Consider the following 25,729-nt stretch of genomic DNA (forward strand, 5'->3'; position numbering starts at 1 on the left):
AGTGAGATTTGACACAGCGATAGAGCTCGACAGCCGTCACAGTTTTATATTTTTTGAACGGCATTTTAAACTCTATAATCCGCGACGCCTTATAAGTAAGGTTCTAGATACCTTTACCCCGACTCCAGTCGGGGATTTTTTTATCTGAAGCATCTATCATTAGCGTGTACATCCCTCCCTCATCCATCGCGACGTAGGCTCTTGTTCCAGCGCATAAACATTAGCAGCTTAGCCATACCACAAAATCCGCTAATGCCAGCGAAAACCAATCCTGCGCCTATAAAACCGGCAACACCGAAAAACGCGGGATGCAGCACATAGCCTAAGGCGACGCTTGTTACTGTTAATCCACCAGCGACAATTTGTACCTGACGCATAACAGGCAACGGTTGAGAGCGATCCTCTTTAACCGGGAAACCCGCTTTTTTCCATGCGCTTAACCCGCCCTCCAGTAAAAATGCACCTTGCGGCGGCGCCAGCGCTTTTAATTGCTCCGCATAGAGATCGCAGCGAGCCCCCGATAAACAGTAAAAAATAATCGTTTTATTTTCAGAGAGCATTAACCCTTTGTGTTCAGCAGTGCGCTCTGCTAGCGGATAAAGCAGCGACTGTGGAATATGCTCACGCTGATACTCATCAGCCTGGCGAATATCAGCCATCAACGCACCATCAGCTTGCCGCTGCCAGGCATCAAGAACAGAAAGGTAAGGCAATGTAGCCATTGGTATTCCCCTCTTTTACGGGCAATAAATGTCTTTGAGCGTCGTAATGATGCGCTCCAGATCGTGGTTGGCAATAGCGTAATACATTGTTATCCCCTCACGTTGGGCGACGACTAATCCTTCCGAACGCATACGCGCCAAATGTTGCGATGTCGCGGAAGGACTTAGCCCGCAGGCTTGTCCAAGCAAGCCTGCGCTCACGCGCTGGTGCTCAACCAACATACAAAGGATCAGTAAGCGATTTGCATTCGCCATCGCCTTTAACAACAATGCAGCGTCGTGAGCTCGTCGCTGCAACTGGCTCAGTGCATCTGTCATATCACTATTTCAGTAAATACTTAATTAAGGAAATACTAAAATTACAGCGACAACAAATCAAGCGATTTCGCTGAAAAATGTGGCTAGGGCTGGAGCATCGTTCGGTTGACTGTTACTCTATAAAAAAACGGTCCACTGTTTCAGATTTCTTCTGCACCTGACGCACTGTTGGGGGCGACCATTAGTCAGATCAACGTTTCCAGTAACAAAACAAGACACACTATCGCGGCTTTGCGTGATGACGCCAGCAGGGGGACGTTATAGAAATGACGCCGTTGCGCAACCAGGTCTTATTCAGAATAGTTTCAAAGCGGTGCATGAAAAACTTCTCTCGATTAGTCAATAGATATCACCAAACTGATTGGTACAAAAAGCGGCACTCAAACCGTGTTCTGCTCTGGCGCGAGATCACCCCACTGGCCGTGCCCATTTTTATCAAAGGGCTATGAGTGGTGCTAATGGGCGTGTTCAGTACCTTTCTGGTAAGTTGGCTGGGCAAGGAATCCATGGCTGCGGTAGGCCTGGCAGACAGTTTCAACATGCTGATCATCGCTTTTTTTACCGCTGTCGCGCTGGGAACAGCCGTAGTGGTGGCATTTAGCCTGGGTCAGCGCAATCGCAAACAGGCCCGATCTGCGACGCGTCAGTCAATGTCGCTGCTGGTACTGGTTTCTTTTTTATTGGTTTTGCTCATTGAATTAGCCGGTGAGGCCATTATTGATCTGATCGCGGGTTCGGCGGATCAGCACGTTAAGGCGCTGGCGCTGGTGTTCCTGCGGCAAACAGCCTGGAGTTATCCTGCAATGGCGATCGCACTGGTTGGGTGTGGGGCACTGCGCGGAGCAGGTAATACCAAATTGCCGATGTTCATCAACATCGGGATGAATATTCTGAACATTCTTATCAGTAGCGTGCTGATATACGGCCTTTTTTCCTGGAATGGTATGGGGTTTTATGGCGCGGGCATCGGCACCACGCTGTCACGCTATATTGGTGCCGTGTTTGTGATCCTCACGTTGATGCATGGATTCAATGGCGCGCTGCGCATTCCGTTCAAATCCTATTTTGCGCCTTTCACTTACACCATCCTGTACGAAGTGTTAAGCATAGGTGTTCCCGCCAGTGTAGAATCGGTAATGTTTAATCTGGGCAAATTGATTACGCAACGCTTTGTCGCCGGAATGGGCACGGAAGTTATCGCAGGCAATTTTATCGCGTCCTCTATCGCGGCATTGATTAACCTTACCGGCAATGCCTTAGGCTCAACGGCCACAATCATCGTCGGAACCCGTTTGGACAAAGGGCAGATTTTTCAATCCATTCGCCAATTGCAGTATATCTTTGTGCTTTCCAATATTGGCTTGTGCATCCTCGCCTTATCTTCAATACCGTCGGCCAGTTTCCTGGCATCACTGTATACCAACGAGCCAGAGGTTATCGAGGTTGCCAAACAGTTGCTTTGGTTGAACGCGCTATTTACTCCCTTTTGGGCGGCAGCCTGGGTGGTGCCTGCCGGTTTGAAAGGGGCAAAAGACGCCAGCTACACCATGTGGGTTGCCATGGCCAGTATGTGGGGATGCCGTATTGTGGCTGGTTATATCCTTAGCATTTGGCTCGGCTTTGGCGTTATTGGCGTATGGATGGGGATGTTCTTTGACTGGATCGTGCGCGGCCTGTTGTATTATCGCCGCATGGCGAGTGGCCGGTGGCTATGGCGCTATCGACCTCCCGCGGCATGACTTGGTAAGTCAGCGCCCGGCGGTTTTGCGGGCGCTTGATGGTTTAAAACAAAAGGCCATCAAAATCAGTACCACAACACCCCATGCCATAATCATCCAGGCTTGCTCCAACCCTTCCGAATGCTGCCGAATCACACCTGCCAGCGTCGGCATCAAGCTGGCAAGGATATAGCCACCGCCTTGAACAAAGCCCATGAGTCGCCCGGTTTCGTGCACATTCTTTGCATGGTCGAGTGCAACAATCAACGACAGTGGAAACAGCACCCCGATACCAATCCCGAGAAAAATCATCACGACAAAGGCCAGAGAAAGCGGTGCAATCAACAGCAGAATCATGCCAGCCAGCAGTAACACCAGTATCGGTATCAGCAGCAGACGGCGATCGGGAAAACGTGAAATCAGAGCGGAAACGGTCAGCCCTGCACACACCTCAGTCAGCGTTAATCCCCCCAGCAAAAAACCACTCTGCGCCGCACTCCATCCTAATTGTGTGTAATACGGGGGTAGCCAGGCAAGCACTAGCGTGTAGGTACCTGTCCCTATGCCAAAAAACAGCATCAAGGCCCAATGTCGCAAGCCGTGAAGCGCAGGATGAAACGGCATTCTGCTCGTAGGGCTCACGTGCCGAGGGCGTTTTGCGCCAGACCAATAGCGCGATGAGTGCCAATATTCCCCATACCGCCAACGCGCCAGACCAGCCAATAATACCAGATAGCGGTGAAGCCGTTGCCGCAGCCACAGCTGCACCAGCCATAATCCCCGTGGTGTAAAGCCCCATCAGCAGACTACTGCGCTGGAGAAAGAAGCGCTTGATAAACGAAGGCACCAATGCCTGAATTAACGCAATTCCCACACCACCGAGTGCGGCACTCACCAGCAAACCCGTGCGCGTATCCCAGGGAAAACGCACCAGACAGGCAACTGTAATGATCGAAATCCCGAGCAGGATACCGCGATATTCTCCCAGATGGCGTTGCAACCAACCGCCATAAAGTGCACAGATCCCCATTGCCAGAATCGGCAGCGTTGTTAACAGGCCCGCCTGACTGTCGTCCAGCCCAGTGGCCTGCTGAATCTGATCGAGCATAGCGCCAACAACGGCCAAAATAGGACGCAGATTTATCCCAAGGAGCAGGATGGCAACAAAAAGAAATAGGCGCGAATGCCTGGCTACAACGGGCATAAAGATAATCCTGTCATGTTGTGTTGTCTTACCGCTGAGGGGCGTGTGACTAAAAATACTGTTGATGCTTAAGTTCTTCGTGCCGCGTATTTTTGCATACTTTATCTTAACGTCAAGATAAAAACAGAATCTTAACTCAGGAATACGGCCATACTACAGACAAAAAATCCGCCATTTAGGCTGATTTTTATATCACATCGCGTTTGGTTCAGTGTCTATCTTCTGAACGGGCGACAGAATTAGAAACGGTAACCTACGCCCACCGCCCAAGTACCAACGTCTACGCTGTGGATACGGCTTTGCTCATAGCCAACATCCAACGCAACGTCTTGGATCGGGTTAAATTGCAGACCGGCACCATAGGTGAAACCATAATCGTCGTTATGGTTGTTGTCAGAGCCGTCCTGCGCGTTGTAGGTGTATTTACCGTGGCTCAGACCAATCACACCATAGACACTTGCCCAATCGTTGATACGGTAAGCCGGGCCAGCGGTGAAGCCCATATATTGGCCTTTGTTGTAGTAACCGTCGTCAGACTGGCTATCTTCCAGGTAAGTGAAGGAGCTGATCACGCCAACCTGGCTGTTATCGAACTCATAGCGGTATTTGCGGCATTTAAGGTTAAAACCTTTCGCTTTGTTCACCACGCCCTGAGCATAACCGGCGGATACGGTACTTTGACCGGTGAATGCAGAACCTGCGCTTACAGCAAATACGCAAGCCAGAGCGGAAAGACACGCAAATTTTTTCATATACTGCCTCGAATTCATCTTATTATGAAAGAAGTTTAAGCGTTATCAATATAACAAAAAAACCATGCTGTGCTCAGCGTTAAATATTTATCAAATAGCGCATAGATGTAACAAACGTTTTCAAAAAACACATAATATATTGAATTTAAACAACTTTAAAATAAAGACCATAAAAAGGAAATTTATTTCCAGCGTGCAGTACATTACAGATAAATCTTAATATTTCGCTCAGTTAATATACAGGAAGTTATTTGTTCTACGATGAAAATAAATATATCGTAAATAAAATTTAATTAAAGTAAGCGAAATCCAGACAAATACTTTACAATTGGTTATTATGGAGAAATTATAATTTTTTTATGGAGTTTTTCTCACGCACCCTTTACTTCTTTCTCGTTTATCAAGGCCTAAAGTGTGATGGCCTTATCTGCTTTACGCGGCTCTACATTGCTGCCCGTTTTACTGATCGTGATTGCAATGCTTTCCATCCAGAGTGGCGCTGCTTTGGCGAAAAATCTGTTCCCGATGATCGGTGCTCCGGGTGTAACAGCACTGCGGCTTGCACTTGGTGCCTTGATTTTATGTATCATATTTAAACCCTGGCGCATGCGCATTCAGGGAAATCGACTACCGCTGATTCTGTACGGCCTGACGCTCGGCGGCATGAACTTTCTGTTTTATCTTTCCATCCGTACCGTTCCACTCGGAATGGCCGTGGCTCTTGAATTTACCGGCCCGATTGCTGTAGCCATTTTCTCTTCGCGCCGAGCGATCGATTTCCTCTGGATCCTTCTGGCGCTAACCGGCATGTGGTTTCTGTTGCCGCTGGATAACGATATTGCTAACGTCGATATGCAAGGTGCGCTCTACGCCATCGGCGCGGGTACCTGCTGGGCGTTTTATATTCTCTTTGGTAAAAAGGCGGGGACTAACCATGGCCCGGCTACCGTTGCGGTTGGTTCTTTTGTCGCGGCAATCATTTTTTGTCCCATTGAGGCTCATTTAGCCGATGCAGCATTATTCTCCCCGACCATTTTACCGCTTGGCATTGCGATTGCGATCCTCTCAACGGCACTGCCCTACTCACTGGAGATGATGGCGCTTACCTGCCTTCCCGCCAAGACTTTCAGCACCCTGATGAGTATGGAACCGGCCATTGCCGCACTTTCTGGTATTCTGTTTCTTGGCGAACACCTGTTGCCGACACAGTGGTTGGCGCTGTTTTGCATCATTGCCTCTTCCCTCGGAGCGACACTCACCGTGAAAAGCGCGCGAATCAATGATAGTGCCCAAGGCTGACACGCCGTTTCGCCTAAATTCAATCGCGTATCTTCTCTTGCATGCAACATCCCGCTGCAAGAGAAGGATAATTTCGGATATATCGTATCGCAGCGCAAATTGCACCGGTGTCTAAATAAGTGTAGGCTATTGAAAAAGCTAAATAAATCTCATTTATTGTCGTTATTTTGTATTATAGCGAATTCTAATTTCTATAATGAAATCAGATAAAAAGATATACACACAGTATTGTGTAGGGCAATCTCTATAATAAGCATTACCTTTATATTATCTGCAACAAACCCTGCTATAATTATTTCCATTGAACGGTTAGATTATTATTTCACTTATCAGGAGGAGATATCTATGGCTACGGCTAAATTGGTAAAAGCAGCAGCATCCGACCTAATCTATACACGCAATAATCTGGATGAGCATGTCAAAACATCCACCATTAAGTTGCTGAATCAGTTGGTTGTTGACTTAATTGATTTATCATTGATCACCAAGCAAGCGCATTGGAACATACGTGGCGCCAATTTTATCGCTGTTCACGAAATGCTTGACGGATTCCGTACAGCCCTCACCGACCATCTGGATACGCTGGCAGAACGTGTCGTTCAACTGGGCGGCGTGGCGCTGGGTACGGTGCAGGTCATCAACAAAGAGACCTCCCTAAAAAGTTATCCAACCAACATCCACAGCGTACAAGATCACCTGAAGGCACTGGCAGAGCGTTACAGCATTGTGGCGAATGAAGTACGCCACGCCATTGGTAAAACAGAAGATGAAGACAGCGCGGACATGTTAACCGCGGCATCTCGCGATCTGGATAAATTCCTGTGGTTCATTGAAGCCAACATTGCAGAATAACCGTCGCGTTATTCTACATAAATGGCATTGTGCCATCGCAGACATGCTGTTTGCGATGGCCTAAACATTCAGTTACGTTTTATCTTTCCCACCGTTTGCGCTTTTTCCTCTTAAAATTCATACAAAAAGTTAACTTTTATCCCTTCAAACACAATCAACGGTTGTGTCTCGCAGCATAATCAGTTATTCATAGCGGCGTCCCATGCCGGAGGCGAGGTTTGCGTGCGTTGGCGACACTGAATAAAAACAAGGAGTTATAAAATATAACCCTCTGTTTCTACAGCTTTTTCCTTAAATACTATTATTAGTAGTGCCTGCTTCTAACAGGCTTCCCACAAACGGTTAATTAGGAAGGATCGGATGAAATCACTACTTAAGGCCTCACTGGCAGCGCTGGCGCTGACCATGAGCGTTTCCAGCTACGCGGCGGACAAGCCTCTCATCGTTGCCACAGACACAGCTTTTGTACCCTTTGAGTTTAAACAAGGTGATAAATACGTCGGTTTCGACATCGACCTATGGGACGCCATCGCTAAAGAGCTGAAACTGGAATACACCCTGAAACCGATGGATTTCGCAGGCATCATCCCCGCACTGCAAACCCGCAATGTCGACTTGGCGCTGGCTGGGATCACCATCACTGAAGAGCGTAAACGCGCTGTCGATTTTTCCGATGGCTACTACAACAGCGGCTTGTTGGTCATGGTAAAAGCAGACAACAACAGCATCCAGGGTGAGCAGGACCTGGCAGGTAAAGTGGTGGCAGTGAAGAGCGGAACCGGATCGGTTGACTATGCCAAAGCCAATATCAAGACCAAAGAACTGCGCCAGTTCCCGAATATTGATAACGCATACATGGAATTAGGTGTGGGCCGTGCCGATGCGGTTCTGCACGATACGCCGAATATCCTGTACTTCATTAAAACGGCTGGCAGCGGTCAGTTCAAAGCGGTCGGCGATTCTATCAAAGCACAGCAATATGGCGTCACCTTCCCGAAAGGCAGCGAACTGCGTGAAAAAGTAAACGTCACGTTGCAAACGCTGCGTGACAACGGCACCTATGCTGAAATTTATAAAAAATGGTTCGGCACTGAACCGAAATAATAGCCGTATCAGTCTGGAGAACGTTCATGCAGTTTGATTGGAGTGCCATCTGGCCTTCTCTGCCCCTTCTAACAGAAGGGGCAAAAATGACCTTGCTGATTTCCGTGCTGGGTCTGCTGGGTGGCTTGGTTATCGGCGTGGTCGCGGGTTTTGCCCGCGTCTATGGCAGCTGGATCGCCAGCCGCATCGCCTTGGTGTTTATTGAAATCATCCGCGGTACGCCGATTGTTGTACAAGTCATGTTTATTTATTTCGCCTTACCGATGATCCTGACGTCGGTGCGTATCGATCCCTTTGCCGCAGCGGTGGTCACTATCATGATCAACTCCGGCGCCTATATTGCGGAAATTACGCGCGGGTCGGTATTGTCGATACACAAAGGGTTTCGTGAGGCAGGTTTAGCACTGGGGTTATCGAAACGCGACACGCTACGCCACGTTATTGCGCCGTTGGCACTGCGCCGTATGTTACCGCCGCTAGGCAACCAATGGATCATCAGTATTAAAGACACCTCGCTGTTCATCGTGATCGGCGTGGCGGAACTGACGCGTTCCGGGCAGGAAATCATTGCTGGGAATTTTCGCGCACTGGAAATCTGGAGTGCGGTGGCGGTGATCTATCTTGTGATTACTCTGGTACTGAGCTTCCTTTTGCGCCTCCTGGAAAGAAAACTTAAGATTATATGATTGAATTAAATAACGTTTCTAAACACTTTGGTCAGACAAAGGTGTTGCATGACATCAATCTGAAAATCGACCAGGGTGAAGTGGTGGTGATAATCGGTCCCTCAGGATCCGGTAAGTCTACCCTGCTGCGCTGTATCAATAAGCTGGAAGAAATTACCAGCGGTGAGTTGATTGTCGACGGCCTGAAAGTGAACGATCCCAAAGTGGATGAGCGCCTTATCCGTCAGGAAGCGGGTATGGTATTTCAGCAATTTTACCTTTTCCCGCACCTGACCGCGCTGGAGAACGTGGCATTTGGCCCGATTCGCGTGCGTGGTGCCAGCAAAGCTGAGGCGGAAAAGCTGGCGCTGGAACTGTTGGCGAAAGTGGGTCTGTCTGAACGTGCTCACCACTTCCCCTCTGAGCTTTCTGGCGGTCAGCAGCAGCGCGTGGCTATCGCCCGGGCGCTCGCCGTCAAACCTAAACTGATGCTGTTTGATGAGCCGACGTCGGCACTCGATCCAGAATTACGTCATGAAGTGTTAACCGTCATGAAAGATCTAGCTGAAGAAGGCATGACAATGGTCATCGTCACACACGAAGTAGGGTTTGCTCATAAAGTCGCTTCACGGTTGATCTTTATCGATAAAGGCCGTATTGCGCAAGATGGCGATCCAGAAACATTGATCACAAATCCTCCCAGTGAGCGGTTACGTGAGTTCTTGCAGCACGTTTCCTGATATAACAGCTTCGCATTGATGTTCAACAATGACGGGCGTCCCCCTTCAGGGGACGCCCGTTTTGTCTATCCCTTCATCTGCTATTACATCGAAAAAACAAGACTTTTCGAGTCATCTTCCAAGTTCACACCATGCGGCACACAGGATGGATCTTTTGCCTATCCTAATACTAGCTTTCCTAGCAAGAACATCGTCGCCACAGAAAAGACAGGGTGCTCCTTGACGTTCAATATTTGGTACCACATACGGATGATGCCGGAGTGATAACGCACTTGACGAAGGATCGTTTATAAACGAAAATGCGCACTTATCATATTGAGCACTATTTGACCTCTAGAGGGCAAAAAGATCTCTACATCGAGTGGCTGTATCGGCTACGCGATAAACACGCCAAAGTGGCGATCATCCGTCGGATATACCGCATTGAGCAGGGAAATTTTGGTGACCACCGCTTTTGCTGCGAAGGGATCTGGGAATTACGCATTGATGTTGGTAAAGGCTACCGCATTTACTATGCCATACAAGGCGATCGCATAGTCGTACTCTTGTGCGGGGGAGACAAAAACACGCAAAGCAGAGATATTGAGCTTGCGGCACACTATTGGCGAGACTGGCAACGACGAGGCAAGAATGAGAAGAAGCAGACCCCATTACGAAGCAATGGCTACGCTGTACCGCAGCGACCCCGCTCTGGCTCTTGAAGTGATTAATGACATTCTCACTCACGGCGATCAAGCAGAACTGTTAAGCGTGCTACGCCAACTCACACAGGCATTTGGCGGTGTGCAAAGTGTCGCTGAACAAGCGCGCCTTAACCCAACGCAGCTTTACCGCACGCTATCTCCCAAAGGCAATCCAGCATTAAGCAGCCTTACTGCGATTCTCAAAGCAATGGGGTTACAGCTGGCCGTGCAGCCACTGGCAACACCCGTTGTGAGCCAATAACCTCATCGCCTTCCCCCAAGGCGCGTTAACGGGGCAAGGCGAGAAGATCTACGCATTCACGCTATATTGCGGGTACTTGCGTTCGATAAACGCAGCAAAGGCCTCGCACATCGCACTGTCGCCGTCCCGGTTATCTGCCAATACACGATCACCGTCAACAATCCGTATATGGGCATTCAAATCTACATCAGCCAATGGCTGTGGACGCTCTAGTGCATGTCGGATGGCTTCTTGTGCCTATTGCCACGCCTGCTCAACCGTCAAGTTACAAGCCTGAGCCAGATAAGCCGGAGAACCCTTCGCCAGTCAGGCTGCGTAGCGTGTCGTCATGGCTGACGCTGTTGCCAGGGTGCCAGTAATGCTGCGCCAAATCCGGGCCAATGGCCGGATTGTCTGTAAGATAGCCGTCACGCTTGAGAAAGAAATGCCGCGTTTGCTCAACCGCCATCAGTGCCAGTAGATAGCCTTGGTATGAACACGCAGATTCCATCGATAAGAGATGAGGGATCGCGATGGTAGGACGCGGGCTGCCACTGATGCCCAGAATACGCTGCTCTACGTCACGCGCCAGTTGTGTGATAGCGGCAGGTGTGGGGGCATCATCGTCCATGCTATAAAGCTGCCATTCGAAATAAGGCACCAACAGGATATGGCGCTCATTAAATGCACGCATCGGTTGGCGTACGGCGATATCAGCCTGAATCAACGCATCAGAGATAGTTTCTCCCTGACGATTCTTGGCATAACGTTTCAACCAGTCAGCATCGTGCAGCAGACTGTCGCAGAACATGGATTGCGTTTCAGCGTAAGCCATCGATGTGGGAGGAAACTCCTGCGAGAAGCAAGGTGCGTTTTGGCGAATATTGGCAAAATGCGCCGCGTGACCACCTTCATGAAACAGCGTATTGATACCCGCTGCGCCGCTGCCCACTTGATCCGGCTTAGCCAGACTGGTGAAAATTGATTTTTGCGGGCACCCACTGCCCTTCCTGCACAAAGGGGGGCACCGGACCGTGCATAAAACCGTTTTCATATTTGCCTTTACGCACCAGCAGGTCTAACTGCATCTGGGCGCCGTTGAAACCGATATGCAACCGCTTAAAGCTGTTAACCCAACGTTCTAGCGAGGCGGAAAAAGGAAAGTAGGGATCTAACTGGCGGGTCACGTCCCCTGCGCTGGCATAACGAATATTCCACGGTTGAAGCGCACTGTCGCCTTTCTCGCTCGCCAGTTTCGCCAGGCTACGTACACTCGCATCCTGCGTTTGTTCCTCGAAACGGTCAAGAATGGCGAACAGTTGCTCTGGCGTCATTCGCTCCATTTTATTCACTTTGTAATCAAAATAGTTACGATAACCCATCTGTCGCGCAAAACGGTTACGCAGCGTAATCAGCTCGGGAAATCCATGGTGCAGCAACCACTGTTCCAGGTCGCGGAGTGCCTGCTGAGAACTTTGGCGGTAGGCTTCATTATCATTGGTCGCCTGATTGGTGAGCAGTTCACCTAACGATGCTGAGACTCTCACACCTTCAGAGTTCAGGTGAGTCACATCATAACTTTTCCGCCGCGTATAGAGTGCACTTATCTGCGGCAATGATCTCATCCATCAGCGCTTGCGCTTGTGGATCTTCAATCACGTTACAGTCAAAAAAACGATACCAGCCGTACAGTCTATGGAGTAGAGCTTCGCCCTGCAGCGTCAGTTCCGTTTTTGTCTGGGATTCGAGCACAGCAATATAAGTACGCAGTTCTTTCAAACGCCTGGGCTCAGCGATGAAGCGTTTATATGCACTTTCAGCAACAGAAAACTTCTGCGCTGCGCTGTCATCGCCGATTCCCATATAGAGTTGCCAAAAACACTCTTCTTTCCCCTGATGCACGGTGAGATAGTCACGGTTCAGGGCATTAAAATACGCTATTGCCTGTTGCATATGCATCCCTTTAGAAAGTTGACCCACGCGCATATCACTGCGCCAGTCAGTAAAAATCAAGCCTCCCTTCTGCTGTCACTCACCACAGCGACCAGGCTTAACAAGGCTTTCTTAATCATACCTTTTGATATGTTGGATTGCATAGACGATTGCCTGAGATCGCGCCACATCCTGTGGTGGAACAATCGGTCATAAAGATCGTTGATAATATTGACCAGCGAATCGACATTATCCATGATAATATTCGCTCTCAGCATATGGTCATTGAGGATCAATTGTTTAAATCGTTCAATATTAGGCCGCTGAATACCAACTCGTTGCGCATAAGCGTCTAAAAAATCATCATCGAAGTGTAAAATATTGGTTTGATCTCTCCCGGTTAATTGATCTTCAAAGACCTCAGGGATATCCTCTGGCTCGCCAATTCTTGAGGTATATGGACTAGGGAAAAAATCTCGCGTTCCGCCTGCAACATGGGAAACTTCATGTAATGCAGTCAAATGCATCACATTATTAAGTAAATCACTATTTATAAACCTGTCAACCAAAATCACTATGCGTCTGTTTACGTCCATACAGTAGGTGAATCCCATTGAACCTTGAGAATCCGTGTATCACCTCCCGATGCGTTGAGACGTTGCAAGATAGATTTTGTCAGAGTAATGGTGAAAATAATGGCAAATCTTATCCAAATAATGCTTTAACCTTTCCAAAGCAATACCAATAACCTCTGGGGTATCAATTGCAAACACCTCCTCCATATAATCACTAATGATATTTTCCGATAAATCCCCACTAGCTTGCCCTTCAACATTTGAGAAATATACTTGATAAAGCTTATTCCGGACAGCGTTTGAAATGTCTTTCGCATCATTAATGGCTGCGGTAAAACACCATAAATTTTCTCTTAAAAAATAGAATTCCTCAGGAATGGACTCCAGTCCATCGGCCAGGCTATGAATGAAAATATGTGACATTTCGGTTTTCGCAGCAATGATATCCTGCTATTGTTCCGGGTAATAATTTTGCAATACATTCTCTCGATAAAAGTTAAAATCCACATTTATTCTGTTTTCGAGAACATTATCAAATCTGAGTGGCAAAAAATCGGTTAGTAAAGAGACGCCAATGTGTTCAACGAATTCATCCTCTTCCGGATTACCATTGACAGGTAGTTCATCAAACTCAATAGGCTTCCAGGGATTATTATATAGAAGATATGTGCTTTTCAACTTAGGGATGCAATCATTAAGTATTAACCGTTGCGGCATCGTGTTCTGATTATGCATCGGGATAAGCTGATTATCCTGGCTCAATCGAAAGCGCTTACCCGCCAAAGCACCAGTGTCAGGATTAACCAATACATAAACACCTTGATGATTCTCTCTGCTTATCTTTTCAATTGGTACATATATCTCTGAATGGGGTAAGCGAGCAGATAAAGCAGATTGTGATGGCATTGGTAACCGTTCAAGTAGACGGGTAGATGCCAACTTCTCAGCAAGTCCCATCGTTTTTTTATCTTTATTGAGAAAGGCGATAAACTTTGTAGCAAACCTTCTTCCAATACCTGTTACTAATTCAAATCCTGGATCGATGCTTCTAAGCGTATTTTTTCCCAGTAAAGCTATTTCGCGCATCGTAGGTACTGAAATCTCCCTGAAAAGAGCTTGAGCAACCCCCCACTTTTTCACCTGTACGTAATATTTTCCCTGCATTATACATGCCTTTCCCTAGCCCTATACCAAATGTTCTCCCCATGCCTGTTGCTTGGGAAATGACAGGCACTATAGCTACCGCATCCATCAAACAGGAAGGCACCGCCTGCACAGGATTATTATTAATAATGCCCTAAATACAATCATAAAATGGGATAACACGGCTTGCAATTTTCCATAGGGTTTGCATTTCAGAAGAATCATTGCCTGCTGAATATAGCGATTGATAGAGATTTTCGCGATGTATTGAACTCAGATAATCGATAATTTTATCCTTATCGCCATTGTGCGTTAACGGATTCTTTTTATCAACAGAAATAGTAACATGAAACACATATTTATCTGTTTTAAACTTCTTACCATCAACCACCCCATTGTTGCCAATATCCTGATGATCAAGAACATCAGCATCTATGTAATGCTGAATATCACGGTCAAGCCGAAGAATAAGATATCGATTGATTTCATCTTTTTCCTCCCATTTCAGCGCATATATTCGTTCTTGATCATCAATAATCACAGAGAAAATATCTGTCTTTTTCAAATAAATATATCGGTTGTTATCATGCGCGTAATTATAGGCAACAATCAGCGCATTCTGGGTTTTCATGCTAAAAAAAACGGGATAGACGGTGGCCTTTCGAGAAAAGATAAAATCAGCATCGCTACTCTCCAGGTTTTCCAGAGCTGAGCCAATAAGATGCTTATCGACTTCACTAAAGCAATCGGCAACATTCTTCGTTAATCGCTGATATTCATCACCCAAACTGTCAGGTGCTGTTCGGCAAGGTTTTGTTATACAATTCATGTAAAGCTGCCTGGACTGACGTTGCGCTTTTTCGCGTTTTTTCTTCGGCGTCCGGATGGCATCTGCCATGTCGTATAAAGAAGGCAATTCCCAGCTTGGACAATCAGCAATAATTTTATCAGCCAATTGCCCTTTGCTGAGCCATTGATTAACGGCAGACTGATAACGCTCCAGTTGTGTGATCAAACGTTGTCGAGTTATCTCGCTATTTATCGTGTTCTCAATATAGCTATCGATAACAGCTGCACTGATGCTGTGAAGATTTATTTCTTTATTGATGCTTTTCGGTTTTCGTGCAGCGGTAAAGAATAAATCAGGAAGTAAAAAATAGGGAGCTTTGTCTGCGCTGACCCCTTCATGCAGCGCAATACGCCATAGTGCCTCACCAAGATGAATACTCTCCTCACTGCTAAAATTACGTAACTGACTCACATCAGATAAGAAACGCGTACCCGTATATAATTGACTGAACTCGGGACTGTTTAATAAAGTCTCGTCTGTTTTTTGATCGGACAAACAAAGTAACGGCAGCTCTTTTTGCAAAAAAGACGACCACATTGCCTCGAGATCGGCCCGCCACTCGATGGGGACGCTCGCCATAGTAAAATATTTTTCACTATCAAATGTGTTCAGCGTGATCAAGTATTTAATGCTGTTTACAGTAAAATAATTAGGGTGATCAGCAGTCTCCATTTTTCGGGTTAAATATTCGCTGAGCGACACGCCAAGAAACGTATCAAATACCCAGTTTCTAATAACCATTGAGACCTGCTCGCGCGATAGATACTCACCCTTTCGGTTTCAATAATCTCCTGATGCACTAAGAATATGTCTGGCAATAGACGCCATTCTATGCAATGGTATAGCATCACAATCAACGTCCATATCAAAAAGCCAGTGTGCAACCCCGGAGACTAATTGTTCTTTAGAGACAGAACAAAGTCTCTTATTACACGGCAGTACATTTTTTCCTTAAAAAATGAATAAGTTTTATATTCTTGTTCCTGTTTTTCGAAGCAGCCTTTTGTCGATATTGAATAATACGATTTTTTATTGGGATATCATTTCTTTTTGTCGATGCAGTATAGGAAACAGGCGATACTTCAGTTGTCGCTCTGGATATCCTCTCGCCCTGCGTTATCATACTTGTCAACAATGTTCTCGCTTGCGGCACTGTCTCTAAGCCAAGGGGTGTTACCGATTGCGGCACTGTCTCTAAGCCAAGGGGTGTTACCGATTGCGATTCAGTGTTTTCTAAATTTTTTACGACCCTGACCGTGCTATTTGACACAATATTAAGTATCGATAAAAGTTGCACCAAAGCATGAGCTAGGTTTTGTCTGTGACTATTTTCAGAATGTAACCCTGGTCTACTGGCGAGTACCTTAACACGCTCATCTTGCTGGCGTTGGCTCCCATATTTACTATCCTGACGATGAGTATAATTACCGATAGCATGTCGATGTTGATCCGCAACTAAAGACAGTCTTGGCATGATGTTTCCCTTATAGGCATACAATGATAGCAAAGCAAAATAAAAATTTAATAGTTACTCTGCTATGGAAAATATTGCAGGGTGCGGTGAAAGGCATCCCTATGAAATGGGATTTTCTTTCAATAAAGATGACATAATTATCATCAGATCTGATCCTGACGAATAACAAATAACCGGCTTATTCTGGATAACGCATCAGGACGGGGATAAATAAGTCGAAAGTGCAAGAAACCAGTGAAAAAAAAACGTGTTCAACTGGTTTGTCAGGGTGTGAATAATGCCGTACACATTAATGATTGCTGGGTATTCTAGCCAAGACGTTTAGTAATGGTCGCGACCGCTTGTTCCATGGTCGGAGACATCCCGCCAGCGACCAGACAGCAGGCAAGCTGTAAACGCACAGCGTAAGGTACCGCCACTTCACCGGCCAGACACTGCGCCGTCCATCTCGCGGTCGTCGCTGTGTCACGGCCAATCGGCAACTTATCTGGTGCCACAACAATATCCTGGCGCTGTTGCAGCACCACTCTGTGTTGACCATGGATAAAGTGGATTTCGGGGCAACGCTGCGGATTGGCATACACTTCGCCTTCTGTACCGTGCATCAACAGCGCTCTCCCCTGGATATCCCGAAAAAACTGGTTAAGGCGGATAACATATTCCGGATGAGAAACACTGGTCAGGCGCAACGCTTCCTGTTCACCAAAAGGCGTCAGCAGTTTCGCCAGCGTATGGCTGCTATTTCGCACGCCCATGCGCCAACGCAGTTGCAATTGCTTATCCAATGCCGGGCTGAGCGCGGAAATCGGAATAAAAACTTATAAACCGTTATAAATAAATTACTTATCACCATTCGCGCTAGTAGCACTTTTGACCCCCAACGCTTGCAGGATTTCCGCACTGGTCACCCGAGAGGGGTCGTTTTCCACGCCGTGAACGACGACGGGAAAACCCAACTTTGCCAGCAACAGCGTCAGCAAAGGCGTGAGGTTAGCCTGACGGCGTGCGCCGTTATAACTGGGGATCACAATGGACATGGGGTGGCCTGCGGATGCATGCAGGCGCAGCACCTGCTCACTCGCGGCCTGATAAAAACCGCGCAATTCCGCTTCGCCTTCCCCCTTGATACGCAGGGCGATCAACACGCCACCCAGTTCAAGCTCGGGAACATCGCCTTGCAACATATGGCGATATAGCGTGTAGGCGGTTTCCTGATCCAAATAACGTGCGTGATTTTTCCCCCGCCCGACCTCTTTGATGATGGTGGTGTAGTCCATGCGCTCCCCCGCTAAAAAGATGATCGGTATCTCTTCAGCAAAAATAGCATGTTTACATCAGGCTGGCACATCACGTTGTTCAATGGGAAATACTGGCAAAGCCGCCAGCAGTTGCGCACCATATCCCTTGGTCAACAAGCGCCTGTCATAGATAACGATCTCGCCAAAGCAGTTATGGCTGCGAATCAAGCGCCCTACCTGCTGAATCAGGTTAAATGAAGCAGCAGGCAAGCTTTGTACTACAAAGGGATGGCGTTTCTGGCTTTTTAGCCACTCACCTTCGGTAAGGATTCACCGGGCTATCAATCGGAGGAAAGGCAATTTTGTGGATATGTACTTGCGAAAGCAGTTCGCCTTTCAAATCCAGCCCTTCGGCAAAGGATTGCAAACCAACCAGTACGCTGATTTCTCCTGCTTCAACGCGTTGGCGGTGCAGCGCAATCAAGCACGAACGCGGCTGATCCCCTTGTACCAGCAGCATTAAGCGCAAGTCTGTCACCTGAGAGAGAAATTGCTGCATTGCTCTTTGGCTGGCGAACAACACCAAAATTCCTTTATGCGTCTGCTGAGTGAGTGAGTGACGAAAAAAGCGCGCTATTTCGGCAATGTGTGGCACTTCGTTTTCCAACAAGGGCTCGCAGTGCATTTTGGGGATCACCAGTTTGCCCTGCTGGCAGTGATTGAAAGGCGAATCCAGCGTAATAAAACGATCGCCTTCCTCTTCATCCAGGCCAGAGAGTTCTTTAAGCCGCTGGTAACTGTTCAGGGAACGTAGTGTGGCAGAAGTCAGCACCACGTGCGATACATTACGCCACAGCAACCGGTCCAACTGATCGCAAACGCGTATTCCCGCACAATGCAACGATAGCCGCCACCGCCCTTCTCGGTATTCACGATGCAGCCATTTGGATACCGGCGCATTGGATACTTTTTCCAGCGCAGCCAAATGCCAGAGCTGTGTCTTACTCTCCAGATAGCTCATGGCGCGGCTCATGCGCAATAGCGCCTGATGCACCCTCACCACATCGTGCTTACCGGTTTTTTCGCCGAGATTGTGCGACAAGTATTCGGCTAAGCCGCGCAGACCATCCGTCAACTTATGCAGGCGTACACACACCTGGCGCATCTCTTCCGGCATAACGCCCATCGGGAAGCGATACTCGCTTTCTTGCCCTTCTCCCCCCAGATACAGCTCACTCATGGCAACAAAAGACGCGTTCTGCTCGAGCATCTCTTCAATATGTGCCGTCAAACGCTCGGGATTGGTCAGGCGCGGCGGCGATTTTGGCGGGAACTGCGCCATACAGGTCGCAACCAGTTGGATCAGACTGTCCATCTGCGTTTTGACATACGCCGGGCTAATGTCCCCCGCCATTTCCAGCGAGTCGCGCGCCACATCCGGCACGTGATGCCCTTCATCCAACACCAAAAGCAGATCTTTCGCGGCCGGAAGCACCGAATCACTCTCCATCGCCGCCATCACCAATGCGTGGTTGCTCACCACGACTTCTGCATTTTCAATCTCACGACGGGCGATAAAAAACGGGCAGTCACGATAGTAATGGCAATTTTTCCTCAGGCAGTTGGCTTTGTCAGTGCTGACCTTACGCCACAAAGAATCCTCGACCGTCAGACTGTAATGATCACGCATGCCGTCCCATTCGTAGCCCTGAAAGGCTTTCGCCATCTTCAGACAGGTCCCGCGCTCTTCTTTACTAAGCGGGACTAGCGGGTTCCAACTCATCACTGAGAAACGCAAGCAAATCCCCTTGCGCCGTCTCCGACGTTAATGCCGCCAGATTGTGTGGGCAGAGGTAGCGCGCCCGGCCAAAAGCGGCAGTGAAGGTAAGCTCTGGGATGAATTTTTTCAGCAGCGGCAGATCTTTGGTAACAATCTGGTCCTGCAACGCGATATTGGCGGTGCTGATCACCAGCGTCTTGCTCTCTGCGCGCGCAATCGCAATTCCTGGAATCAGGTAGGATAGAGTTTTACCAACGCCAGTGGGTGCCTCAATCGCCGCGTGACGCGGGTATTCGCCCGCCAGCGTTTTCGCCACTTCGGCGATCATCTGTCTCTGCGGTGCGCGGGAAATAAAATCGGGAATGTGTTGTTGCAGCGCCTTATACCACTGGTCGATCTGCTGCCTGATTGTGGGAGTAATCGCCATGCCATCTCAATGTCTGTCCAATTCGGCGACTATTATCCCACAGACAGCAGCAAACGTCAGCCGCCATTCCTCTCGACAAACTCGCACGCAGTGAGTAGGGTAAAGAAAATGCCATCAATGAGTCGTCTCCATGCCTGCGGTGCACCACGTCAAGCAATCTTATTGGTTTTCTCCCCGCCTGCCCCAGGTCGAGTGCCGTTCGGCCTTACGCAGCAATCAGGGGTATAAAACCCATTCGCACACGCAGCTCTCTCTCTCGGATTAATCGTCGCCGGCAGCACCGTCTGCCATTATCGCGGTGCAGACCACCTGTTGCGTGCGGGTGATATGGTTCTGATAGACCCTAATGCGCCACACAGCTGTACCCCGCTGCCCGGACAAACGCGCAGCTATCATATGCTTTATCTCGACGTCGTCTGGTGTCAGGGGCTTTTGGCCCAACAGTGCGGACACCCCGTGGCAGCGCTCCATTACCGCCCGGTGCGAGTGCAAGACCCTGCGCTATTTGGTGATTGCCTGCAACTGCTCAAGAGGCTCTATCGCCACGATATCGACGCCGCAACACCGCAACTGCACGCGATGGTGTCAACGCTGCTCTCTCGTTACTGTTCACCACAGCAACCGGTGACGGAGCAACCCACAACGCGCTATATGCGCCAGCGTCTGCTCAGCAATTTGCAAACATCGCCGTCTCTTACCACGCTGGCACAGGAGCTTCATCTGCGCCGAGAAACACTGGTGCAGCATTTCCGCGAAGATACCGGCATCACCCCCATGGCTTTCCTTAACAATACGCGTATTGAATACGCCAAGACGCTCATCAAGCAGGGAGTACCGCTGGCCGATGCGGGATACCAAAGCGGCTTTAGCGATCAAAGTCATTTTCACAAAATCTTTGTGCTGCACACTGCGGCAACGCCAGGGCAATATCAACAGGCAGGCGAATCCCCTTCTGCCGCGATCACTATTTGACAATAATTAGCCCGGTAAGCGCACTAGACTTGGCCTCGCGTATTTTTTAGAGGCCATTATTATGTTCATTGATACCCTGTTTCCTGCCCATTTTCCCGCGCTTGCACTAGCGCATTTTGTCGCTTTGCTCAGCCCTGGCCCCGATTTCTTCTTACTGGCGGCCTATGCGCTGCGCCACCGCCTGCGTGGCAGTATCGGGATCTGCGTGGGCATCGCTCTCGGCAACGGATGTTATATCCTGCTGGCCATTCTGGGCGGTGCCGCAATACAGCAAACGCCGCAGCTGTTTGTTCTGCTCCAACTCGCGGGGGCACTGTATCTGCTGTGGGTCGGTTCGCAGTACTGCACGCACCACGGCGCTGACCGCCACAGAAGCATATCACTTGCCTTCACTTACACATCAACTGATGCTCGGTCTGGGATCCTCCTTGCTTAATCCCAAAAACATGCTGTTTTATATCAGTCTGATGACCAGCATTCTTGGTCCTTCAATCACACGGGTGCAGCAAGCAGTAAGCGGGGGATGGATGTTCAGCGTAGTATTGCTGTGGAATATCGCATTAGCTGCCGTCATTGATCAACAGCGTATACAGCATGCGCTGCAACGTTATCTCTATCTTATTGAGCGCGGCGCAGGTGCTATTTTGATGTTGTTTGGCGGTTATTTGCTGTTAGGTTTATGGTCGCGCTAGCACGGTTAAACTTGCGGGCAGCTTGTTTCGTGCGCAAGAGGCTTTATAATTCATGGCGATTAACAAAAGGATAACCTTATGAATCTCGGCAAAATCGCCATGATTGGCTTGTTCTCACTGATGACGCTGGGCGGCATTAGCAGCTTGATGCTGGTCGGCTACATTATTCTCGTTCACGGCGGTTGATAGCGTCACGCCAACGATGCCGTTAAGAAAGGCGATCCCCGGCAGATTCCGAGGATCGTAAGTGCACGAAGGGTATCAGAGCAGCGTAAAGCTCTGCTGCTTCACACGCTGTGAATCCAGACCAATAAACACCTCAAATTTGCCCGGCCTCGACCACCTACTGCATCTGCGCATTGTAGAACCTCAGATCGTCCTCAGTGATGGTAAAGCTGATAACGCGACTTTCGCCCGGTTGCAGCATCACCTTCTCATAACCGCGAAGTTCCTTGACCGGGCGACTGATGGACGCCACCACATCGTGCAGGTAAAGCTGCACCACGGTTTCGCCCGCACGTTTACCGGTGTTGGTTACCGTCACGCTAGCTTTCACCATGCCGTTACGTTTCATTAGCGGACTGGACATGCTCACATCCGATACGCTGAAGGTGGTGTAACTTAAGCCATAGCCAAACGGATACAATGGGCCGTTCGCCTCGTCATAATAGTGAGAGGTGTACTTGCCGGGGTTTTCCGGCGCATACGGACGACCGGTTGGCAGGTGGTTGTAATAAATGGGGATCTGCCCAACGGAACGCGGGAAGGACATCGGCAACTTGCCTGACGGGTTGTAATCACCGAACAGAACATCGGCGATCGCATTGCCCCCTTCCGTGCCGCTAAACCAGGTTTCCAGCAACGCATCTGCCTGTTGATCTTCACGCACCAGCTCCAGCGGGCGACCGTTCATCAGCACCAGCACCAACGGCTTGCCTGTCGCTTTCAACGCGGCGATAAGATCGCGCTGGCTCTGCGGCAAATCAATGTTGGAAAGGCTGGAAGCCTCATGGGCCATACCGGCCGCTTCGCCGACTACCGCAACCACCACATTAGATTTCTTGGCCACCTCCACGGCTTCATCAATAATCTCTTGCGGCGAGCGCGGGTCAACCTGCACGGCATCTTCATATTGATTCAGGAAATCGATAATGCCTTTGTGATTACTGACGTTGGCACCTTTGGCATAGAATACCGTCGCGTCATTACCGACAGCCGTACGAATGCCGCGATACACGGTCACCGTTTGGCGCGCTAACCCGGCGGCAGACCAACCGCCCATGGTGTCGCGTTTGCTGTCCGCCAACGGCCCGACCACCGCAATAGTGCCCGATTTTTTCAGCGGCAGTAGGTTAAGGCGGTTTTTCAGCAGCACCAGACTGCGTTTGGCAACATCACGCGCCTCGGCCCGGTGCAGGCGGCTTTCGGCATTGGTGTCCGCCGGATCGGTACCGACCGGTCCCAACATGCGATAAGGGTCGGCAAACAGCCCCATGTCGTACTTCACGTTCAGCACTTGGCGGCAAGCTTCATCCAGTTCTTGCGCAGTGACAGCCCCGCTTTTCACCAGTTCAGGCAGATACTTGACGAAGTATTCATCGCTCATGCTCATGGCAATGCCAGATTTCAAGGCAATACGCGATGCGTCGCGCGGATCGCTCGCCACGCCGTGTTTCATCAGCTCATTAATCGCACCGTGATCGGTGATGGTGATACCCTGGAATTTCCACTGATCGCGCGGTAAATCTTTTAACAATCAGCGATTCGCGGTTGCAGGCACGCCGTTGATCGAGTTCAGCGCGACCATCACACCGCCACTGCCGGCATCAATCGCCGCTTTATACGGTGGCAGATAATCCTGGAACATGCGCTGTGGGCTCATGTCCACGGTGTTGTAATCACGCCCGCCTTCGACAGCACCATAGAGCGCGAAGTGCTTAACACTGGTCATCAACGAATGTCTGTCAGTCGGCGATTCCCCCTGGAATGCTTTCACCACCACGCGTGCGATTTGGCTAGTCAACCAGGTGTCTTCACCAAAACCTTCAGATACCCGTCCCCAGCGTGGATCGCGCGTGATATCCACCATGGGTGCCCAGGTCATATTCAACCCGTCTTCTGTGGCTTCATAGGCGGATACACGTGCACTTTTGGCAATGGTGTTCATATCCCACGAAGAAGCTAACCCTAAGGCGATGGGGAAAATGGTGCGGTGACCGTGCACTACATCGTAAGCGAAGAATAACGGAATTTTCAGGCGACTCAGTTCCATCACCTGATCCTGCATGATGCGAATATCATGCCGCGTTACCGTGTTGAAGATCGCCCCAACCTGCCCGTCTCTGATCATCTCGCGAATCACATGTTTCGGGTTATCGGTCCCGACGCTTATCAGACGTAGCTGCCCAATCTTTTCGTCGGTGGTCATCTTACGCAGCAGGTCAGAGACAAACGCATCACGCTGCGCCTGATGGGCTGCGTTACTCTGCGCCGCAACAGGCGCGGTGTTCGTCAGTTGCGCCCCGGCCGGAGAACAGGCCAAGCCAATAGCAATCGTCAAAGAGGTAAGCCATTTCATTCGTTATTCTAGCCCAAGCAATGCCGCACTCATCGTTATCGAAGAAGCGCCTGTGAAGTTTGAAAATGACGTCAGTAACGTCGTCAAAATATCCAGCGCGTAATCATAATGTATTTGTTCTGATTGTCTTTAGTAAAAACTGAAAGAATTACGCAATCCTGCGCCATCTCTCATCTGCCGCGTGTCATTAAGAGCATTTCGTGATACTCCTACTGACATCCCTTACTGCTGACTGTCTGAAGCATAAATAACGGTTCCGGTATCGGTAACGACCCGAGCATTATAAGTTAGCGCTCACCGCTACGCACTGTGCAGCAGAAAAAGCTTTTGTGACAAAGTTTAACAGCGATTCTTGATGCGCCGCGCGATATTTGCGACACATCCGTGCGATAAATGAAGGGTTGATTTTGTTACATCTATTGAAACAGAATTACACTTTATACTATGCCTTTCAGCAGAACAGCGGCTATTGACTTCGTTTAATTAAGTCTGCAGTGATTCCTTTCGTAATCTGATCTCTCCACCGCTGTTGCTGTAACTCTGTCTGTAGGCGCTGCTGTTCTTCCTGCTTTTGATACCGTTCATTGCGCCCTTGCTGCAATTGCCCATGTTGTTATTTGTATCACCATAAATGATATAATCACGGCGATTCATATTCATGCGTGAGAGTGCGTAACATCGCTCTTGATTGATACTCATGCCCCGTCGCTCCAGTTCGGTAGTTAGACGAAGCACTGTGGGACCATCGTTATTGTATGTCCCTAATGCTTTACAGAGTTCATCATTTTTGAACGCAGATATCTGCCGATTGGATACGTTTGTTGAACTACAGCCTGATAAAATCAGGGCCATGACTAAAGCTAGTTTCATGGAAAGTCCTTGAAGGAAAATAATTTTGATACCACAGTGATATAGAGTCTATCAAAAAAAACAAGTTATCCATTTCCCCTCTTAGGTTTATCTTTTACCGGACAATACTTGTAGATACTGGCCAATGAAACCCCATACAGTAATGACAGCTGCTTTCTACTATGGCCGGACTCAAGTAATTTTTTAGCCTGCTCTTGCTGTGCGGAAGATAATGAGCAAGGTCTACCCCCAATACGTCCCCTGCTTCTTGCTGCGGCTAAACCTGCCTTAGTACGCTCAACAATGAGTTCCCGCTCCATTTGTGCCAATGCGCTCATTACATGGAAGAAAAAACGGCCTGCGGACGTAGAGGTATCAATGGCATCCGTCAAGCTATGAAAATGGATGCCTTCATCTTCCAGTTTGGATATTAAAGTAATCAAATGTTTAATGCTTCAACCCAGCCTATCGAGCTTCCAGACCACCAGTGTATCGCCCGATTTTAGGCAGTTTAACGCGCGTTTTAATCCGGGTCTCTGGTCTGTTTTTCCACTGATTTTATCCTCAAAAATCTGTTCACAATTTGCGCAAATCAAAGATTTTTGCTGTAAATCGGTGTTTTGGTCATTTTTTGACACCCTCATATAGCCAATTTTTGCCATTTTTAACCTTTTCTCGACCTCGGTAAGCCTTGTAATCGCTGGTTTAGGTCGAAATTTTAGCTAAATTCTCGATGTTATAAAACCTTGGTTTAGGGGAAGGCTCTGCGTTGCCGGTTGGCGTACCCATTCCGTGGCCTTCCGCAACTCCTCCGACCGGATGGCTCAAATGCAACGGAGCCGCGTTCACAGCCTCCCAGTACCCTAAGCTGGCACTGGCCTATCCGGCGCTGAAACTTCCAGATTTGCGTGGTGAGTTTAT

17 protein-coding genes and 9 pseudogenes are annotated in these 25,729 nt (G+C 48.8%); 11 read left to right on the forward strand and 15 right to left on the reverse strand.

Annotation, left to right across the window (positions count from 1 at the left end; genetic code table 11):
• Window positions 1-179 precede the first annotated feature (179 nt).
• Window positions 180-722: a rhodanese family protein gene (locus ACMZI0_RS06500; protein ID WP_415672324.1), complete on the reverse strand. Its 543-nt coding sequence runs from the start codon at window positions 720-722 to the stop codon at window positions 180-182.
• 15 nt (window positions 723-737) lie between these two features.
• Window positions 738-1,040 carry an ArsR/SmtB family transcription factor gene (locus ACMZI0_RS06505; protein WP_415672325.1) on the reverse strand — a complete coding sequence of 101 codons (303 nt, stop codon included), beginning with the start codon at window positions 1,038-1,040 and terminating at the stop codon, window positions 738-740.
• A 317-nt stretch (window positions 1,041-1,357) separates the two neighbouring features.
• Between ACMZI0_RS06505 and ACMZI0_RS06510 the strand changes: the two are divergent.
• A pseudogene (locus ACMZI0_RS06510) lies at window positions 1,358-2,779 on the forward strand (EmmdR/YeeO family multidrug/toxin efflux MATE transporter).
• A gap of 9 nt (window positions 2,780-2,788) precedes the next feature.
• On the opposite strand, the pseudogene ACMZI0_RS06515 reads toward ACMZI0_RS06510, so the two are convergent.
• Window positions 2,789-3,962: pseudogene (locus tag ACMZI0_RS06515) on the reverse strand (MFS transporter).
• Between the two features lie 239 nt (window positions 3,963-4,201).
• Window positions 4,202-4,714 carry an outer membrane protein OmpX gene (gene ompX, locus ACMZI0_RS06520; protein ID WP_415672326.1) on the reverse strand — a complete coding sequence of 171 codons (513 nt, stop codon included), beginning with the start codon at window positions 4,712-4,714 and terminating at the stop codon, window positions 4,202-4,204.
• Between the two features lie 417 nt (window positions 4,715-5,131).
• Here ompX and rhtA point away from each other — a divergent pair, with 417 nt between their 5' ends.
• From rhtA to ACMZI0_RS06555, 7 genes and pseudogenes are all read left to right on the forward strand, one after another.
• Entirely contained in the window at window positions 5,132-6,013 is an 882-nt protein-coding gene (rhtA, locus tag ACMZI0_RS06525; protein WP_415672327.1) for a threonine/homoserine exporter RhtA, read from the forward strand.
• Between the two features lie 345 nt (window positions 6,014-6,358).
• Window positions 6,359-6,865 carry a DNA starvation/stationary phase protection protein Dps gene (gene dps / locus ACMZI0_RS06530; protein WP_415672328.1) on the forward strand — a complete coding sequence of 169 codons (507 nt, stop codon included), beginning with the start codon at window positions 6,359-6,361 and terminating at the stop codon, window positions 6,863-6,865.
• A gap of 360 nt (window positions 6,866-7,225) precedes the next feature.
• Complete coding sequence (gene glnH, locus ACMZI0_RS06535; protein ID WP_415672329.1) at window positions 7,226-7,969, forward strand: glutamine ABC transporter substrate-binding protein GlnH; 744 nt, start codon at window positions 7,226-7,228, stop codon at window positions 7,967-7,969.
• 26 nt (window positions 7,970-7,995) lie between these two features.
• A complete protein-coding gene (gene glnP, locus ACMZI0_RS06540; protein ID WP_415672330.1) occupies window positions 7,996-8,655 on the forward strand; it encodes a glutamine ABC transporter permease GlnP in 660 nt (219 codons plus the stop codon).
• A complete protein-coding gene (gene glnQ / locus ACMZI0_RS06545) occupies window positions 8,652-9,374 on the forward strand; it encodes a glutamine ABC transporter ATP-binding protein GlnQ (protein ID WP_415672331.1) in 723 nt (240 codons plus the stop codon). The genes glnP and glnQ overlap by 4 nt, the downstream gene beginning before the upstream one ends.
• A gap of 299 nt (window positions 9,375-9,673) precedes the next feature.
• Window positions 9,674-9,997, forward strand: a pseudogene (locus ACMZI0_RS06550) (type II toxin-antitoxin system RelE/ParE family toxin); the annotation flags it as partial.
• A 79-nt stretch (window positions 9,998-10,076) separates the two neighbouring features.
• Window positions 10,077-10,319 carry a DNA-binding protein gene (locus ACMZI0_RS06555; RefSeq protein WP_415672332.1) on the forward strand — a complete coding sequence of 81 codons (243 nt, stop codon included), beginning with the start codon at window positions 10,077-10,079 and terminating at the stop codon, window positions 10,317-10,319.
• A 48-nt stretch (window positions 10,320-10,367) separates the two neighbouring features.
• Here ACMZI0_RS06555 and ACMZI0_RS06560 read toward each other — a convergent pair.
• The 8 genes and pseudogenes from ACMZI0_RS06560 to dinG form a co-directional block, all read right to left on the reverse strand.
• A pseudogene (locus ACMZI0_RS06560) lies at window positions 10,368-12,251 on the reverse strand (M3 family metallopeptidase).
• Window positions 12,252-12,307: 56 nt separating this feature from the next.
• Window positions 12,308-12,844 carry a hypothetical protein gene (locus ACMZI0_RS06565; RefSeq protein ID WP_415672333.1) on the reverse strand — a complete coding sequence of 179 codons (537 nt, stop codon included), beginning with the start codon at window positions 12,842-12,844 and terminating at the stop codon, window positions 12,308-12,310.
• Between the two features lie 21 nt (window positions 12,845-12,865).
• Window positions 12,866-13,228 (reverse strand): hypothetical protein, encoded by a 363-nt coding sequence (locus tag ACMZI0_RS06570; RefSeq protein WP_415672334.1) that lies wholly within the window; start codon window positions 13,226-13,228, stop codon window positions 12,866-12,868.
• Window positions 13,229-13,255: 27 nt separating this feature from the next.
• Window positions 13,256-13,969: a hypothetical protein gene (locus ACMZI0_RS06575; protein WP_415672335.1), complete on the reverse strand. Its 714-nt coding sequence runs from the start codon at window positions 13,967-13,969 to the stop codon at window positions 13,256-13,258.
• Window positions 13,970-14,102: 133 nt separating this feature from the next.
• Window positions 14,103-15,539 (reverse strand): hypothetical protein, encoded by a 1,437-nt coding sequence (locus ACMZI0_RS06580; RefSeq protein WP_415672336.1) that lies wholly within the window; start codon window positions 15,537-15,539, stop codon window positions 14,103-14,105.
• Between the two features lie 187 nt (window positions 15,540-15,726).
• Complete coding sequence (locus ACMZI0_RS06585; protein ID WP_415672337.1) at window positions 15,727-16,272, reverse strand: hypothetical protein; 546 nt, start codon at window positions 16,270-16,272, stop codon at window positions 15,727-15,729.
• A gap of 308 nt (window positions 16,273-16,580) precedes the next feature.
• Window positions 16,581-17,549, reverse strand: a pseudogene (ybiB, locus tag ACMZI0_RS06590) (DNA-binding protein YbiB).
• A gap of 57 nt (window positions 17,550-17,606) precedes the next feature.
• Window positions 17,607-19,717, reverse strand: a pseudogene (gene dinG / locus ACMZI0_RS06595) (ATP-dependent DNA helicase DinG).
• 264 nt (window positions 19,718-19,981) lie between these two features.
• Here dinG and ACMZI0_RS06600 point away from each other — a divergent pair.
• Window positions 19,982-20,689 (forward strand): helix-turn-helix domain-containing protein, encoded by a 708-nt coding sequence (locus ACMZI0_RS06600; protein ID WP_415672369.1) that lies wholly within the window; start codon window positions 19,982-19,984, stop codon window positions 20,687-20,689.
• Between the two features lie 61 nt (window positions 20,690-20,750).
• Window positions 20,751-21,381 (forward strand): annotated as a pseudogene (locus ACMZI0_RS06605) (LysE family translocator).
• Between the two features lie 261 nt (window positions 21,382-21,642).
• On the opposite strand, the pseudogene bglX reads toward ACMZI0_RS06605, so the two are convergent.
• The 3 genes and pseudogenes from bglX to ACMZI0_RS06620 all read right to left on the reverse strand — a co-directional run bounded on the left by bglX (window position 21,643) and on the right by ACMZI0_RS06620 (window position 25,470).
• Window positions 21,643-23,959 (reverse strand): annotated as a pseudogene (gene bglX, locus ACMZI0_RS06610) (beta-glucosidase BglX).
• A 483-nt stretch (window positions 23,960-24,442) separates the two neighbouring features.
• Window positions 24,443-24,829 carry a hypothetical protein gene (locus ACMZI0_RS06615; protein ID WP_415672338.1) on the reverse strand — a complete coding sequence of 129 codons (387 nt, stop codon included), beginning with the start codon at window positions 24,827-24,829 and terminating at the stop codon, window positions 24,443-24,445.
• A gap of 65 nt (window positions 24,830-24,894) precedes the next feature.
• A pseudogene (locus tag ACMZI0_RS06620) lies at window positions 24,895-25,470 on the reverse strand (recombinase family protein).
• A gap of 107 nt (window positions 25,471-25,577) precedes the next feature.
• Between ACMZI0_RS06620 and ACMZI0_RS06625 the strand changes: the two are divergent.
• Window positions 25,578-25,729 (forward strand): phage tail protein (locus ACMZI0_RS06625; RefSeq protein ID WP_415672370.1); only part of this gene is annotated, 152 nt, incomplete at its 3' end.

It is taken from the genome of Symbiopectobacterium sp., from assembly GCF_047692315.1.
Taxonomy (GTDB): domain Bacteria; phylum Pseudomonadota; class Gammaproteobacteria; order Enterobacterales; family Enterobacteriaceae; genus Symbiopectobacterium.

Coding starts and splice junctions, on each gene's coding strand:
- ACMZI0_RS06500 (WP_415672324.1), bottom strand. CDS start 722: ATGGCTACATTGCCTTACCTTTCTGTTCTTGATGCCTGGCAGCGGCAA.
- ACMZI0_RS06505 (WP_415672325.1), bottom strand. CDS start 1,040: ATGACAGATGCACTGAGCCAGTTGCAGCGACGAGCTCACGACGCTGCA.
- ompX (WP_415672326.1), bottom strand. CDS start 4,714: ATGAAAAAATTTGCGTGTCTTTCCGCTCTGGCTTGCGTATTTGCTGTA.
- rhtA (WP_415672327.1), top strand. CDS start 5,132: ATGGCCTTATCTGCTTTACGCGGCTCTACATTGCTGCCCGTTTTACTG.
- dps (WP_415672328.1), top strand. CDS start 6,359: ATGGCTACGGCTAAATTGGTAAAAGCAGCAGCATCCGACCTAATCTAT.
- glnH (WP_415672329.1), top strand. CDS start 7,226: ATGAAATCACTACTTAAGGCCTCACTGGCAGCGCTGGCGCTGACCATG.
- glnP (WP_415672330.1), top strand. CDS start 7,996: ATGCAGTTTGATTGGAGTGCCATCTGGCCTTCTCTGCCCCTTCTAACA.
- glnQ (WP_415672331.1), top strand. CDS start 8,652: ATGATTGAATTAAATAACGTTTCTAAACACTTTGGTCAGACAAAGGTG.
- ACMZI0_RS06565 (WP_415672333.1), bottom strand. CDS start 12,844: ATGGGATTCACCTACTGTATGGACGTAAACAGACGCATAGTGATTTTG.
- ACMZI0_RS06570 (WP_415672334.1), bottom strand. CDS start 13,228: ATGTCACATATTTTCATTCATAGCCTGGCCGATGGACTGGAGTCCATT.
- ACMZI0_RS06575 (WP_415672335.1), bottom strand. CDS start 13,969: ATGCAGGGAAAATATTACGTACAGGTGAAAAAGTGGGGGGTTGCTCAA.
- ACMZI0_RS06580 (WP_415672336.1), bottom strand. CDS start 15,539: ATGGTTATTAGAAACTGGGTATTTGATACGTTTCTTGGCGTGTCGCTC.
- ACMZI0_RS06585 (WP_415672337.1), bottom strand. CDS start 16,272: ATGCCAAGACTGTCTTTAGTTGCGGATCAACATCGACATGCTATCGGT.
- ACMZI0_RS06615 (WP_415672338.1), bottom strand. CDS start 24,829: ATGAAACTAGCTTTAGTCATGGCCCTGATTTTATCAGGCTGTAGTTCA.